The 14416-nt window shown below is 56.8% G+C and carries 5 protein-coding genes; 1 reads left to right on the top strand and 4 read right to left on the bottom strand.

Annotated features, from left to right (window positions below; all coding sequences use genetic code 11):
- Positions 1 to 37: 37 nt before the first annotated feature.
- The gene (locus EUU23_RS11255) at positions 38 to 409 is read right to left on the bottom strand and encodes an endonuclease domain-containing protein (protein WP_160354198.1); all 372 of its coding nucleotides are present in this window, start codon (positions 407 to 409) and stop codon (positions 38 to 40) included.
- A gap of 1375 nt (positions 410 to 1784) precedes the next feature.
- Between EUU23_RS11255 and EUU23_RS11250 the strand changes: the two genes are divergently transcribed.
- Complete coding sequence (locus EUU23_RS11250) at positions 1785 to 10436, top strand: beta strand repeat-containing protein (protein WP_160354197.1); 8652 nt, start codon at positions 1785 to 1787, stop codon at positions 10434 to 10436.
- A gap of 290 nt (positions 10437 to 10726) precedes the next feature.
- On the opposite strand, the gene EUU23_RS11245 is transcribed toward EUU23_RS11250, so the two are convergent.
- The 3 genes from EUU23_RS11245 to EUU23_RS11235 form a co-directional block, all read right to left on the bottom strand.
- Positions 10727 to 12202 (bottom strand): hypothetical protein, encoded by a 1476-nt coding sequence (locus EUU23_RS11245; RefSeq protein WP_160354196.1) that lies wholly within the window; start codon positions 12200 to 12202, stop codon positions 10727 to 10729.
- A gap of 237 nt (positions 12203 to 12439) precedes the next feature.
- Positions 12440 to 13531 (bottom strand): glycosyltransferase family 4 protein, encoded by a 1092-nt coding sequence (locus tag EUU23_RS11240; RefSeq protein WP_160354195.1) that lies wholly within the window; start codon positions 13529 to 13531, stop codon positions 12440 to 12442.
- A gap of 17 nt (positions 13532 to 13548) precedes the next feature.
- Positions 13549 to 14412, bottom strand: coding sequence for a sulfotransferase domain-containing protein (locus EUU23_RS11235; RefSeq protein WP_246156437.1), 864 nt, complete (start codon positions 14410 to 14412; stop codon positions 13549 to 13551).
- Positions 14413 to 14416 lie beyond the last annotated feature (4 nt).

The raw sequence follows: 14416 nt of genomic DNA, 5'->3' as shown, positions 1-14416 counted from the left end.
CTCTCTCCTTCAGGGGAGAGGAGCGAGACTTGCGAATTTATTCGCTAGTCGCAGCGGAGAGGGGAGTGACGGCTAGATTCGCGCAAATCGTCGCCAGTACATTCTCTCTATCCCGCAACACATCCCGGTTCGAAAAACGCAAAACACGGTAACCCATGCCCTCCAGATAGCGCGTCCGTTTCGCGTCATATTCCAATTGCGCGCCGTGCGTGTCGCCATCAAGTTCGACCACGATCATGTTTGGGGAACGACACGCAAAGTCGGCGATATAAGGTCCGATTACAACTTGCCGACGGAATTTTGCTCCATCGAGTTGGTCGGATTTCAAACGCGCCCACAACGCCCGCTCCGGCGGCGTCGACTCTCGCCGCATTTGCTTTGCTCTTTCAATAAGGGTCTGATTTCTCATTGTTTATGGATAACCGTTACGGGGAACAAAGCAATATCGAAAAGGTGGTGCGCCAACTCCCCCTCTCCACTTCGTCTAATGGCTAAAGCCATAAGACTACGTACCTCTCCCCTAAAGGAGAGAGGAAAAAGCGCATGACCTCTCCCCTTCAGGGGAGAGGATACGAAGCCTTGGCCGACAGGCCTAGGCGCAGTTGGAGAGGGGCCTCGGCGGTGAGATCAATCCCCGACCTCTCCCTCTCCCCTTCAAGGGAGAGGGGCGAGACTTGCGAATTTATTCGCTAGTCGCAGCGCAGAGGGGCAACAACGGTGAGGGTATCGCCCGACCTCCCCCTTTCCACCGACACAAACCCGTCACCCTGAACTTGTTTCAGGGTCCATCGCGCCGCACACCCACAGTAAGAAAGCAAGCCCAACCGCACGTCGCCACTCGGCGTGCCACGACAAGGCAGAAACGGGCTGATAGATAGACCCTGGAACGCAGTCACCGAAGGTGAACCAAGTTCGGGGTGACGGTGTTTGAAAAGGATAGTTCTGCGAACCCTGCGGCCTCTGCGTGAACCAAAAGACGTAAGGATTGATGGGTTCACGCAGAGACCGCGGAGGAACGCAGAGAGTAAAAAAGCTTCGCCTAATCACCAAATCGTCGCACAAACCAATCCCCCTCCCGCGTGCGGGAGGGGTTAGGGGAGGGGCGGGCCGTAGGTCCGCCTTGCGACTTCGCCGTGTCACCCTCCCCCAGCCCCTCCCGCAAGCGGGAGGGGAGCAAGAAGGCCGAAATCACGCTCCCGCCGCCCCGAATCCCAAATCTCCGTCACCCTGAACGCAGTCACCGGAGGTGAACCAAGTTCAGGATGACGGGTAAATAGGATTCAACGGGAGGAGAGCCAAGGTTCAGGATGAAATCTACCTTCTCCGCGCTCTCCGCGCACTCCGCGTGAACCTAATTAGCGCTGTGTTTTTGGTTCACGCGGAGTGCGCGGAGTTCGCGGAGAGAGTAGAATTGGTCGAGTCAATGAAGGTGCCAATCCCCCTCCCGCCTGCGGGAGGGGTGACGGGTAATTGGGATTCCATGGGGAGAAGATTTCACACGAAGGCTACGAAGATTATCAAGAGGGCGGCAGCCCTCAAAGCAAACATCTTATTCCTCCTTCCCTTATTCCTTCTGACGAAAAACCCCAACCCCGCCGACACCAGAACCATACACCCCATGTTCAGCCGACATATAAATAGCATCACAATGTATATTGACATAGCACCACAATGTTTGGCAACACCCTGTGGATAAATCAGAATTCCGAATCTGTTTGCGGGGTTTTGATGTCGCAAACCGCCCCGTGGATGGGGGCTTTGGGCAAGACAGGGAGTTATTACCGATGGGCGCCAAAAAACATACGCTGTTGCTACGGGCATCAACAACGGCTTTGGCCTTGGGGGGAATAGCCCTGATCGTGCCGCCGGTTTGGGCGGATGGTACGGTGGAATGTAACATTGGCGAATTTGGTACAGATGCGAGTGGTAACCCGTTTCAGTCGGACACTGCGACCGAATGCGGTGTAGGGGCGCAAGCTGATGGCTTCCGCGCGACGGCATTGGGTGCTAATGCTAAGGCATCTGAGGAGAACACAACTGCCATAGGCAATGAGGCGACCGCGTCAGCATTGGGGGCGACCGCGATCGGTAACCTTACGGACGCGACACAAACGGCGGCCACTGCAATTGGATCTAATGCACAAGCAACCGCATTTGCCGCTACGGCGATAGGCGCAAGCGCAAAAGCCGCCTCAAAAGATACTGTTGCCATTGGTGCAAGTGCCGAAGTTATCTTTGGAGCGGATAATGCGGTGGCGTTAGGTAATGATTCCACTGCCAATCTTGCCAATACGGTATCCATCGGAAATTCCACCGGAGCCGCAAACACCCACTTCACACGCCGCCTTGTCAACCTGTCCGACGGTATCGACCTGTCCGACGCGGCAACGGTGGGTCAGTTGGAAGACGCCGTCAAATATTTCCAATATGGCCCCTCCACCGGGGCATTGCCCTTGGTTGATGATGATGCAGTTGGTGTCGGTGCAGGCACAGTCGCGACGGGAAAAGGCTCTATTGCGATTGGTCTAAATGCCACGGCCGAGGCATTCACGCTTGATGTTAACGGCGATGAGATCCCGTCCCTCGCGGCACAGAACGCAGCAATGGCGATTGGCGTCAATTCCAGTGCGTCCGGCGTTTTTGCGTTGGCCCTGGGTAATGAGGCGAAAGCAAATAGCGAGGGGGGCGTCGCCATCGGTGCGGGAACGGAAGTTTTCGGCGAAAGTGCGGTCGGTATAGGGCGTGCAGCGATCGCTTCGGGCATTCAAACCGTTGCTATTGGTAATGGCGCACAGGCACAAAGCCTGTCGGCTATTTCGATTGGTGCGAACACTTTAATTGGCAATTCGGCGATTCAAGCCATTGTAATGGGCTTCGGGTCAGGTGCGGATTCGGATAACTCTATCGCCATTGGCGCGCGATCCGTTGCGGGTAGGGTGGGCGTTGACCTCGATGGAAAGCAACTGTTCGACCGCGCGACCGCCGTTGGTTTTGAAGCATCGGCGACCGGCAAGAACAGCGTTGCGCTGGGCGCGTCCGCAGAAGCCAGTTCAGATGAATCCATTGCAATTGGTTTGGACGCGTTTGTCGAAGGGCAAAGCGGTGTCGCCATTGGTGCCAACACCGTCGCCGAAGGTTTGGAATCGGTCGCCATCGGTAAATTGGCCAGCGCGGCGGGCTTGTCGGGCACCGCTGTCGGTGAAGGCAGTGACGCAGATTTTGAAGGCGCTTCGGCATTTGGTGCGGATGCCGCGGCTGGTGGTAAAAACGCCACGGCGATTGGCTTTGATGCAAAGGCCAATGCAGAAAATGCGGTTGCGGTCGGGAACGGCGCACAGGCGGCGCAGGATGCCATCGCCCTGCGTGGTAATGCCGCCACCTCCAACTCCGTCGCAATTGGCGCAGGTTCGCAAGTCACCACCGTCGGCACATCGCCTGCCGCCGTGAACGGTGTGGCACTGGGTAATCTGTCCAAGGTGAACGCCGCATCCGGCGTCGCCGTGGGTGACGGCGCGACGGTGGCAAACACTGCCACAAACGGCCTCGCGTTGGGCAAAAACGCCAATGCAGCGGGCGCGGACGCTATCGCCCTGCGCGGCAGTGCGGCGGGGACGAACGCCGTAGCGATGGGGCTTGGCTCTACAGCTGCGGGTACAGATGCTGTCGCCCTGCGCGGCAGTGCGGCGGGGACGAACGCCGTAGCGGTGGGGCTTGGTTCCAGCGCGGGGGCTTTAGATGCCTTGGCGCTTGGTTCAACCGCAACCGCGCTCGGCATTTCCGCAACTGCAGTTGGCAAGGGCAGTCAGGCAAATGTCGATGGCGCATCGGCCTTTGGCGCGAATGCAAATATTGCCAGTGTGAACGGCACCGCTTTGGGGATTAACGCAAAAATCGGTTCCGGTTCCGTCGGTGCCATCGCGATTGGTAATGGCGCTGACGTATCCAAGGGTAAGCTCGCTACGGACGTTGCCACCAACGGCGTTGCCATTGGCACAGGTGCGAAGGTTTTCAAAGAATCCGGCGTTGCTTTGGGCGATGGCGCGAATGTTTCGGAAACCGCGGCCAACGGTCTTGCCTTGGGTAAAGGCGCAACCGTCACGGGTGTGGATTCCATCGCCTTGCGTGGTAACGCGGCCGGGGTGAATAGCGTAGCGGTGGGTCTCGGGTCCAGTTCGGCGGGTAATGACGCTGTAGCCGTTGGCAATGGCGCACGGGCGACCGAACGCAACAGCGTGGCCTTGGGCGCAGGTTCTGTTGCCAATGCACAAAACACCGTGTCAATTGGCGCGCTGGGTACGGAACGCAAGCTGGTGAATGTGGCCGACGGTATCGTCGCCTTGGGCAGCACGGATGCGGTCACCGGCAACCAGTTATTCTCCGAAATCGATACGTTGCGGACCGAACTTGCCAACCCTTTCCTTGCCATCAACAGCCAATTTGTGTTGACAGGTGACGAAGCCGTCGCGGGCGGGGCGGATGCCATCGCACTTGGTAAATCGGCAAGTGCCGAGGCGGACAACAGCGTCGCGCTGGGCGCGGGCTCGGTCGCCACCGAAAGCGGTACCGTTTCTGTGGGTGCAAAGGGCAAAGAACGCAAGATCGTGAATGTCGCCAGAGGCACCGCCGATACCGACGCGGTCAATGTTGGCCAGTTAACTGAGGTGGAAACCTCGCTGGGGGACCGGATCCAAGCCACCGAAATCGAACTGCAATTTCTCGCGGTGAACAGCAACGAAGATCCTGCTTCGGCAAGCGGTGATGATGCCATCGCCTTGGGTGAAGAAACAGCCGCCGATGGTCTTCGTGCGATTGCCATCGGTAAAACCGCGAACGTCTCTGCTGCTGCCGAAGGCGGGGTCGCAATCGGCTCCGACACGCGGGTAACTGCGAAAAATGCGGTTGCCTTGGGCGCGAACTCTGTGGCTGATGCCGCAAACACCGTCTCGGTCGGTACCACATTAGCGGGCGGCCAACGCAAGATCGTGAATGTGGCAGCGGGAACATTGGCCGACGGCAGCACGGATGCTGTGAATGCGGACCAGTTGTTTGACGAGATCGCAAAGGTGAACAACACGATCACGAATATCAGCGGCGGCTCCAGCCCGTTTTTCGCGGCAGAGACCATCGACGTGGCCCGTGCAGCCAGCGCCACTGGCACCGATTCGCTGGCCATGGGGGCCGATGCGGACTCCAAGGGGCTGGCGTCCATATCGATAGGTGAAGGGGCATCGGTCGACGCGCGGGCCAGCAACGGCATCGCACTGGGTAAAGGCGCAAAGATTGTCGATACTGCGGCTGGCGCGCCATTCCAGACAACCGACGCCATCGCCATCGGCCGCGATGCAAAATCCTCCAATTTGCAAGCAATTGCCTTGGGTAATCTTGCCGACGCAAGTGGCGCTGCTTCTCTGGCATTGGGGATCAATACAAAAGCATTGAACACTGCGTCGATCGCGATGGGTAATGGGGCCGTATCATCCGGTTTTGCTGGATTGGCATTTGGCGTCAACGCCGATGCGTTCGGCTCACGCTCAATCGCAATTGGTGCCGACAGCTTTGCGTCAGGCCGCAATTCGATTGCCATTGGTATCGGTCTTTTGGCGGCTGACACAACTGGTCCCAATACCGGCAATGACTTAGGCGCAAGTGGTGATGAGGCTATATCAATCGGGGAAGCCTCCTTCGCCAGCGGCGGATTGTCTATTGCATTAGGTGGATTCTCTGGGGCCTCTGGTTTAGGCTCCACTGCATTTGGTGGAGCGGCACGCGCGGATGTCGAAGGTGGCCTGGCCCTTGGGTTTGGCTCCACAGTAACGTCAAAAGACGGCGTCGCGCTTGGGTCTGGTTCGTTTGCAAACCGCGGTAATGCGGTGTCGTTTGGTAATGATGTCTTTGATATCGACGGTGACGGCGATCCTGCAACCAACCCTGTTTTCCAACGCCAGCTGATCAACGTGGCCGCCGGTACCCAATTGACCGATGCGGTCAATGTGGGACAATTAATCGCTGCTGTAGCTGACGCCAATCCGTTCTTTGTATCGCAGAGCACGAATATTGCGAACAAGCCGGTTGCAACGGGTACGGACTCGCTTGCGATGGGTGCTTTGGCGAGTGCTGTGGGTAACAACAGCGTGGCGTTGGGTGCAGGCTCGATTGCAGGTACGGGCGAGAATAATGTGATATCGGTGGGTTCGTCGACATCGCAGCGCAAGATCATCAATGTTGCTGCAGGCGACCTTGCCGATGGCAGCACCGATGCGGTGAACGCAGACCAGTTGTTTGACCAGATTGCGGGTGTGAACTTGAACATCACCAACCTTGGTGACACGATTGGTGACCAGATCACGGACATCACCACTGACATTGGCGATATCAACACCAGCATCTCCAACATCACGGCGGACACGAAGTTCCTGGCGGTGGGCAGCCTTGATACAGCGCTTGCGGCGAGTGCGGCGGGCGCGGATGCGGTTGCACTGGGTGCAGGCACCAAGGCGGTTGGAGCCAGCAGTGTTGCCCTGGGCCTGAACGCGGAAGTGAATGCGGTTGGCAGCCTTGCGCTTGGGACAGGCGCAAAGATACTCGACACTGATGTGCTGAACAGCATCGCCTTGGGCGCTGGCTCTTCGGTCACGCAATCGAACAGCGTGGCGATAGGCGCAGGCTCGGTTGCAGATCGTGTGCCTTTGGCAGGGACAGCAGGAACGGTGTCGTTCGGGACGACGGCAACAGGTGGTCAGCGTCAGCTGACCAATGTGGCGGCGGGTACTGATCTGACCGATGCGGTGAACAAGGGTCAGTTGGATACAGCGATTGCAGGCGCGGTGGGCGCGGCCAATCCGTTCTTTGTATCGCAGAGCACGAATATTGCGAACAAGCCGGTTGCAACGGGTACGGACTCGCTGGCGATGGGTGCTTTGGCGAGTGCTGTGGGTAACAACAGCGTGGCGTTGGGTGCAGGCTCGATTGCAGGTACGGGCGAGAATAATGTGATATCGGTGGGTTCGTCGACATCGCAGCGCCAGATCATCAATGTGGCAGCAGGCGACCTTGCCGATGGCAGCACCGATGCGGTGAACGCAGACCAGTTGTTTGACCAGATTGCGGGTGTGAACTTGAACATCACCAACCTTGGTGACACGATTGGTGACCAGATCACGGACATCACCACTGACATTGGCGATATCAACACCAGCATCTCCAACATCACGGCGGACACGAAGTTCCTGGCGGTGGGCAGCCTTGATACAGCGCTTGCGGCGAGTGCGGCGGGCGCGGATGCGGTTGCACTGGGTGCAGGCACCAAGGCGGTTGGAGCCAGCAGTGTTGCCCTGGGCCTGAACGCGGAAGTGAATGCGGTTGGCAGCCTTGCGCTTGGGACAGGCGCAAAGATACTCGACACTGATGTGCTGAACAGCATCGCCTTGGGCGCTGGCTCTTCGGTCACGCAATCGAACAGCGTGGCGATAGGCGCAGGCTCGGTTGCAGATCGTGTGCCTTTGGCAGGGACAGCAGGAACGGTGTCGTTCGGGACGACGGCAACAGGTGGTCAGCGTCAGCTGACCAATGTGGCGGCGGGTACTGATCTGACCGATGCGGTCAACAAGGGTCAGTTGGATACAGCGATTGCAGGCGCGGTGGGCGCGGCCAATCCGTTCTTTGTATCGCAGAGCACGAATATTGCGAACAAGCCGGTTGCAACGGGTACGGACTCGCTGGCGATGGGTGCTTCGGCGAGTGCTGTGGGTAACAACAGCGTTGCTCTGGGCGCAGGCTCGATTGCAGGTGTCGCGAACGTGGTGTCTGTGGGTTCGTCGACATTGCAGCGCAAGATCATCAATGTTGCTGCAGGGACATTGGCCGATGGCAGCACGGATGCGGTGAATGCAGACCAGCTGTTTGACCAGATTGCGGGTGTGAACAGCAGCATCACGACCATAGAAGGCGATATCACGACGCTTGAAGGTGATATCACCAACATCACGGCGGACACGAAGTTCTTGGCGGTTGGCAGCCTTGCTAGTGCGACGGCGGCGAGTGCGGCGGGCGCGGATGCGGTTGCACTGGGTGCAGGCACGATTGCTGCGGGACTTAACAGTGTTGCCATTGGTAAAGACGCACGTATCGAGGGGACCGTAAAAAACAGCATCGCGCTGGGCGCAGGCTCGGTTGCTCTGGAAGATGACACCGTATCCTTCGGCACTACATTAAGTACCCGCAAGCTGGTCAATGTGTCCGCCGGTCGTCTGGCACTGGATAGCACCGATGCGGTTAATGGCGCGCAGTTGCAGACACTTGCCAATCAGGTGACAAATATCAATAATTCGTTGAATGAAGACTCGCCCTGGATTTCGGTCAAGAGCCTCGTTGGCCAGGATCTTGTTGCATCGGCTACGGGCGAAGATGCGGTTGCTATTGGCGGAGGCTCAAAGGCGACCGGGCAAGATTCGGTTGCTATCGGGAATGGAGCCATTGCCGAGGGCGGGGCTTCGGTTTCCATCGGCAAGGGCAACCGGGCGACTGGAAAAGGTGCGGTCGCTATAGGTGATCCCAATGTCGCAAACGGCACGGGCGCCTTTGCGGGGGGTGATGAAAATCAGGCCATCGGCGATGGAACGCTGGCGTTGGGCAATTTGAACAAGGCCTTTGGTAAATCGGCCATTGCCTTAGGTGATAGCGCCACGGCGGGTGCTGTTGATGCAGCCGGGGTGCCCTTGGGTGCGGGCAACATCGCCATTGGCGACACCGCGTCGGCGACCAATTTGGACAATATCGCCATCGGTTCCGGCGCAACTGTCAGCGTTGCGAATGCCATGGCCCTTGGTAAAGCGGCAACAGTTGGAGCCGCAGGCGGTAACAGTATCGCGCTTGGCAACGGGTCGGTCGCAAATGAAGCGAATGTCCTGTCGATTGGCGCGGTCGGCGCTGAACGTAAGATTGTAAACGTTGCTAGAGGCTCAGGGGATTTTGAAGCAGTCAATGTCGCCCAACTGACCGAGGCGTTGCAAGGTGTCATTGCGGGTGTCAATCCGTTCTTCATCACCAGCAGCACGTCGGGCAAAGCCACGGTCAATGGCGTCGACTCGATTGCATTGGGTAAAGACGCAACGACCAATGGCGACAATAGTGTCGCGCTTGGAACGGGATCTGTGGCTGACGAGGATGGTGTCGTCTCGGTCGGTGCGGCAGGGGCCGAACGCAAGATCACCAATGTAAAAGCAGGCTTGATTAGCGAAACGAGCACCGACGCGGTCAATGGCGCGCAATTGCTTGCCGAGGTAAACCGGGCGATTACCCAATCGTTCAATCCCTTTGTCACGGTGAACAGCATCGGCGGCAAATCAACCGCAACAGGCGCGGATGCGGTCGCCATTGGCAAGGGTAGCTTTGCCACCGGCGAAAAAGCTGTTGCGTTGGGTCAGGGGGCCACTGTTGATGCGGCGGCACAAAACAGCGTGGCGCTGGGTGCGGGGTCGGTTGTGTCAGCCAATCAGTCCAACGTCGTCTCGGTCGGCGCGGTGGGTGCGGAACGCAAAATCGTCAACGTGGCCGATGGTCTTGTCGCCGCAGGCAGCAAGGAAGCCGTTAATGGCGGACAGCTCGCTGCGGTTCGGGATCTCGTAACCAACGTAACACGGGATACGACTGTCGCCTTGGAACGCACCCAATATTTGGAAGTGAACAGCACGGGCACCAAACCCAAAGCAACGGGTGAAGACGCGATTGCGCTGGGTGAAAATGCCAATGCCAATTCCAAGGACGCACTTGCGGTCGGCGTCAATGCGAACGCAACGGGTGCAGCGGCACTTGCGATTGGCGCAGGGTCGAAATCCAACGGAGCAGGCGCGATTGCCCTGGGTAATGGCGCCAATTCGGAAGGAGCCTTGACGGTTGCGATCGGTAATGGCGCATCTGCGACCAAGGCCGGAAGCGTTGCAATCGGTCAAGGGGCGACCACCACCCGCGAAAATCAGATCGCAGTGGGTAACACGACGACGACTGTCACCATGGCAGGCCTCGGTTCAGCCGCCAGCACGGCGGCGCAAACCGGCACTACAAAGCTGGTCACCGGGGATTCGTTCGGCAACCTTGCTTATTCAACCTTCTCCACCACCGACATCACCAATTTACAGAAATCGGTGGCGGATTTGACCAGCGAATTTAGCAATATCAACACGCAGGTCGAAGGGTTGAACAGAAAGGCACGCCAAGCCGATGGCGGCATCGCTGCGGCCATGGCGCTGGGCGGCACCCTGTTGATACCTGACAAAGCGGTGTCGGTAACGTTCAACCTTGCGACCTACCGCGGCGAACAGGGCTTCTCCGGCGCATTGGTAGCGCAGGTGAAGGAAAATATCTGGATCACCGGTGGTATCGCAGGTTCAACCGTGAAACGTTCAACCGGAGGCCGTGTCGGCGTCAGCTTTGGCTGGTAATATCGAGGCGGGTTAGAATATCGGAAGGTAAAAGGGAGCATGGCGGCATAAACCCTCATGCTCCCGCATTAGGCCGAGAACTCATAAATATCTTCGCCAATTTGACGTCCGAAGGATTTGACCCATTTTGCCCATGGCCGCGCTTTTCGCTCAACGGAATAAGTCACAGAAGAAAAAAGGTTTTGCGCCACAAGGCAAAACATTCCCTACTTTTTCCTATTCCTTTTTCCTTTGACGAAAACCCGCATTCCCAGTCAGGGATTTACGACAGTTTCCTGCAATCCCTGACCTTAGATGGCGATCCCGCAATTGGGTGCGGGGACGCTTCCGTTTCCGGTTCCAACGCGGTTGACCAGATTGCCATAGCTGTCCTGATCGCCCGCCAATTCGTTGAGAAACTCTTCCAAATTGGTATAGCCATCACCATCGGCATCAGCGGTTGCGCTTGATAAATTCTGACGCTGTTCCCAATTGTCGTCCATGCCATCGCGATCATTATCGGTATAAGCGACGCCAGATTGCAGGGTCGGCCAACCGCCCACATCATTCGGGCTGTCGATGATACGTCCAGTGCAGCCCAGGAAGGTTTGAAGCACACGGCGATCCGATGCATCGCGGGGGAAGGCCCCTGCAAATGCGGTGATATCTCTTACCGCTTGATCGGGTGAACTGAACAACTGCACGCTCAATGCACCAATGGGTTGGCTTTTCACATATTTCCAATCCATCGGATCCATGAACAATCTGTCATCAATCGTGTTCGTGCGGCGGCGTCCATCGACATTCTGGTAGAGGAAGAATTCGGCGTTTCCAGGATTTGTCGAATATTGTTCGTCATAATTCCCACCGAAAATAGCCGTACCGCGAAGCGAACTTGGCCCCATCGAAACCCAGTTACCGACGATATTGGCCTGACGCTTGAGGCCGCTGGTGCTTAACGCCTCTTTCTGCTTCATCGAAAAATACTGATGGGCTTTTTCACGCATATTGTAGGAAATCAGGTTCACAAAATCCGCGCGTGAGCCGACGCCAGCATTGGGCATGCGGTCGGTGGCATGGGCCATGAATACATGATGCGCGGTGATATTATTCCCTTCAAGGAACATGCCTTTGGAATGTTCACCTGACTTATGCGTTGAACGGCTCAGGCCTTCATACACCATAGACCATTGGATGGTGATGTTGGACGCGGCCTTGGTCGTGTTAAACGGTTCGTCGGTTGCCCATGACAGGGAAACATGATCCAAAATTGTGTTCTCGGCGCGGCTGTCGACGGTTATGGCGTCGGTGGTATCCTGCTTGACGCCATTTGTCGGCCCGGGCCGAACGCGAATATGTCGGATGATGTTATGCGGCGCGTTGAAGAATAGCGGCGATCCTGTAAGATTATTGGGATGGTTCTTGATGGCGATACCATCGCCAGGCGCTGTTTGTCCTGCAATAGTCAGATAGCCTGATGTCGGCTTGATCTGGCTCAATAATTCGATGGTACCGCCCACCCGGAATACGCAGGTGCGTGGTCCTGTCTCCATCATGCAGGCGCGCAGTGAACCGGCGCCGGAATCCGCGAGCGTCGTGACCTGAATGACACGCCCCCCCCGGCCACCCACCGATGCCGCGCCGAAACCTTCGGCCGTCGGGAAAGACCGTTGTTGCCCGGCAGGCAGTTTCGATGGATTATATGTCGACGAATAATTTGCATGATTGGCCGATGGCAAAGCAATGAGCGACCCAGTTGCCAATACTGCCCCAAAAAATCTCTTCATCAAAACCTCCGCTGCATTTCCAAATCAAAACACAAAAATTGTGTGAAATGCCAAATGAACGGAGCAAGTAAAAATTTTGCGGGGCAAACTCGGTTAAGTCAAAAACCGGGTAACCATTATGATAATGCTATGTTGCTCTACCGAATCAGCAATTTATATAGTTAAAATAGACTTTCCCATATCCGCAAGTTGCAGAAAATACTTTGAACATCGGATAATATTTTCGGCGTCCCGACCCTAAGCACCGCGGATTTTTTGATAGAGCGCAAGGTGACTGGCGCATGTCGCTTCGATGGAAAATGACTTTGATCGCTCAATTGCTGCTGCCGAACAGCGGCTGTACAGAGCATCATCGTCGATTAGTTTTGAAATGGCACCTGCAAGGTCTTGTGCATCATCCAGAGCACAGAGCAGGCCATTTTCCATGTGCCCCACAAGCTCGGTATTGCCTGCGACTTTTGTGGCTATGATAGGAAGGCCGCTCGCCATCGCTTCGAGCAATGCCACCGGCATACCTTCATAGCGCGAGCTATTGAGGTACAGATCGGACGATTGCATCAATTGGGCGATATCGGACCGTTCGCCCAGAAAATGCACATGGTCTGCAACACCGCGTTCCTGCGCCAACATCCGCATATTTTCCAGATCAACGCCGTTACCCGCGATCATGAATTTCGGCATTGCGGCAATGCCAATCCGGTTTTTCAGCGCGACTGCCACTTCGACCAACAGATCATAATGCTTTTGCGCCGAAATTGTCCCGACACTCAAAATTTGCGCGCTAGCGTTTGCGCGCGCGCGTGGGGCGGACGCGGAAAAACTCTTGCTTGCGGCATTGGGTATGTACGCGATGGGCCGTCTTACATTTTGTGCAAAGATTGTCTCGGTCTCTTTACTGATTGCAACATAGGCATCGGCAATCTGGTCGAATATCCTGAACATAGCGACGGGAAAGCTCAGCTTGCTATTATGATGGGTCAACACCACCGGCGCTTTGCCGGGATGCGCCATCACCATAAGCAGCGCCCTTGCGGTGTGCGCGTGAATCACATCAGGGTTCAATTGGCGAACGAGATGACGCATCTTGCGCCACCCCTTTATCGGATTGCGTGATGTGCCAAGGTGCAGCGAGATATGTTCCCCGCCCTCGTCGACGATCCGTTGATGCAGGATAGCCTCCATTTCCGGCGAGTTCCCGACGCTATCGGCATCGGCCAGCGTGACGATGGTGCTGCGATGTCCTGCGGCCACATATTCCTTGTTCAGATTGACGACGAGCATTTCTGCGCCACCCGATGTCAGGCTGGTGAGGATCGAAACGATGTGCATAGCCGCTGTACCTGATTTCAATCGAGTGCAATGCCGCTGCGGTGCATCAGCGTCTTTGCCTCCGGCCCCATGGTGTCGCGACAAATCTCGATGATCCGTTCGGCTTCGGCTTCGCTCAGCGTGTCGGAAAATCCGCCGACCTTGCCCTTTCGCACGCGCAGACTGTCTTCATCTGAACGGTCATAATCATGGCCCGGAATGCCGGTCTTTTTCTCGGTCTTCTGCATCTTGCTGAACCGCGCTTGTTCGATCGCTTTGGCCAGCGCCGCTTCGTCGACAGGTTGACCCAAAAATTCCAGGATTTGGCGAACGGTTGCGTCGGTGTTGCTGCTCATATCTTCATAGCTGATGACCAGCGAGCGGCTGCGTTCGATGCCGGTGGCCCAGCCATTATGATAGCGCACGATGGCGGGAATACCGTAAGTGTCATCCTCGATAAACTCGGCAATGCTGCCTGAAAAACGGTGCTTGTGCTTGGTCTCGTGGAAATAAGCGGACACACAGACGTCGCGCGGGTCGCGGACCAATATGATGACCGGGTGCCCGGCAAATAGCTGGGCGGTAAACTGGCGGTGGCTTACCGCGATCAGCGGGAGGGATATTTTGTCCGAACGGCCCACAAACACCGGCAGGCCACGTTCGGCGTCGCGGTCAAAATTGGGCAGCACGCGGAAGGTTGTGCGTAGATCGGGTTCGAAATCCAGATGCGCCACCTGTGCGAAATAACAGGACAAAAGATATCGCAACCAGGTCCGACCGCTTTTCGGGTAGGACACCAAAAAGGCATCGACCGAAGGGGCGGCCTGTTCCAGAAGCATCAGGTTCCGCATCCGCCGGACTCGGCGATATATGTTTTTCACAAATTCCGGTGCCATCTGCATTTTC

The sequence above is a fragment of the Sphingorhabdus profundilacus genome (genome assembly GCF_009769755.1).
Lineage (GTDB): Bacteria > Pseudomonadota > Alphaproteobacteria > Sphingomonadales > Sphingomonadaceae > Sphingorhabdus_B > Sphingorhabdus_B profundilacus.
Note: the sequence above shows the minus strand (reverse complement) of the source record. Positions and strands in the feature narration are given on the sequence as shown.

Coding starts and splice junctions, on each gene's coding strand:
- EUU23_RS11240 (WP_160354195.1), bottom strand. CDS start 13,531: ATGCACATCGTTTCGATCCTCACCAGCCTGACATCGGGTGGCGCAGAA.
- EUU23_RS11255 (WP_160354198.1), bottom strand. CDS start 409: ATGAGAAATCAGACCCTTATTGAAAGAGCAAAGCAAATGCGGCGAGAG.
- EUU23_RS11245 (WP_160354196.1), bottom strand. CDS start 12,202: ATGAAGAGATTTTTTGGGGCAGTATTGGCAACTGGGTCGCTCATTGCT.
- EUU23_RS11250 (WP_160354197.1), top strand. CDS start 1,785: ATGGGCGCCAAAAAACATACGCTGTTGCTACGGGCATCAACAACGGCT.
- EUU23_RS11235 (WP_246156437.1), bottom strand. CDS start 14,412: ATGCAGATGGCACCGGAATTTGTGAAAAACATATATCGCCGAGTCCGG.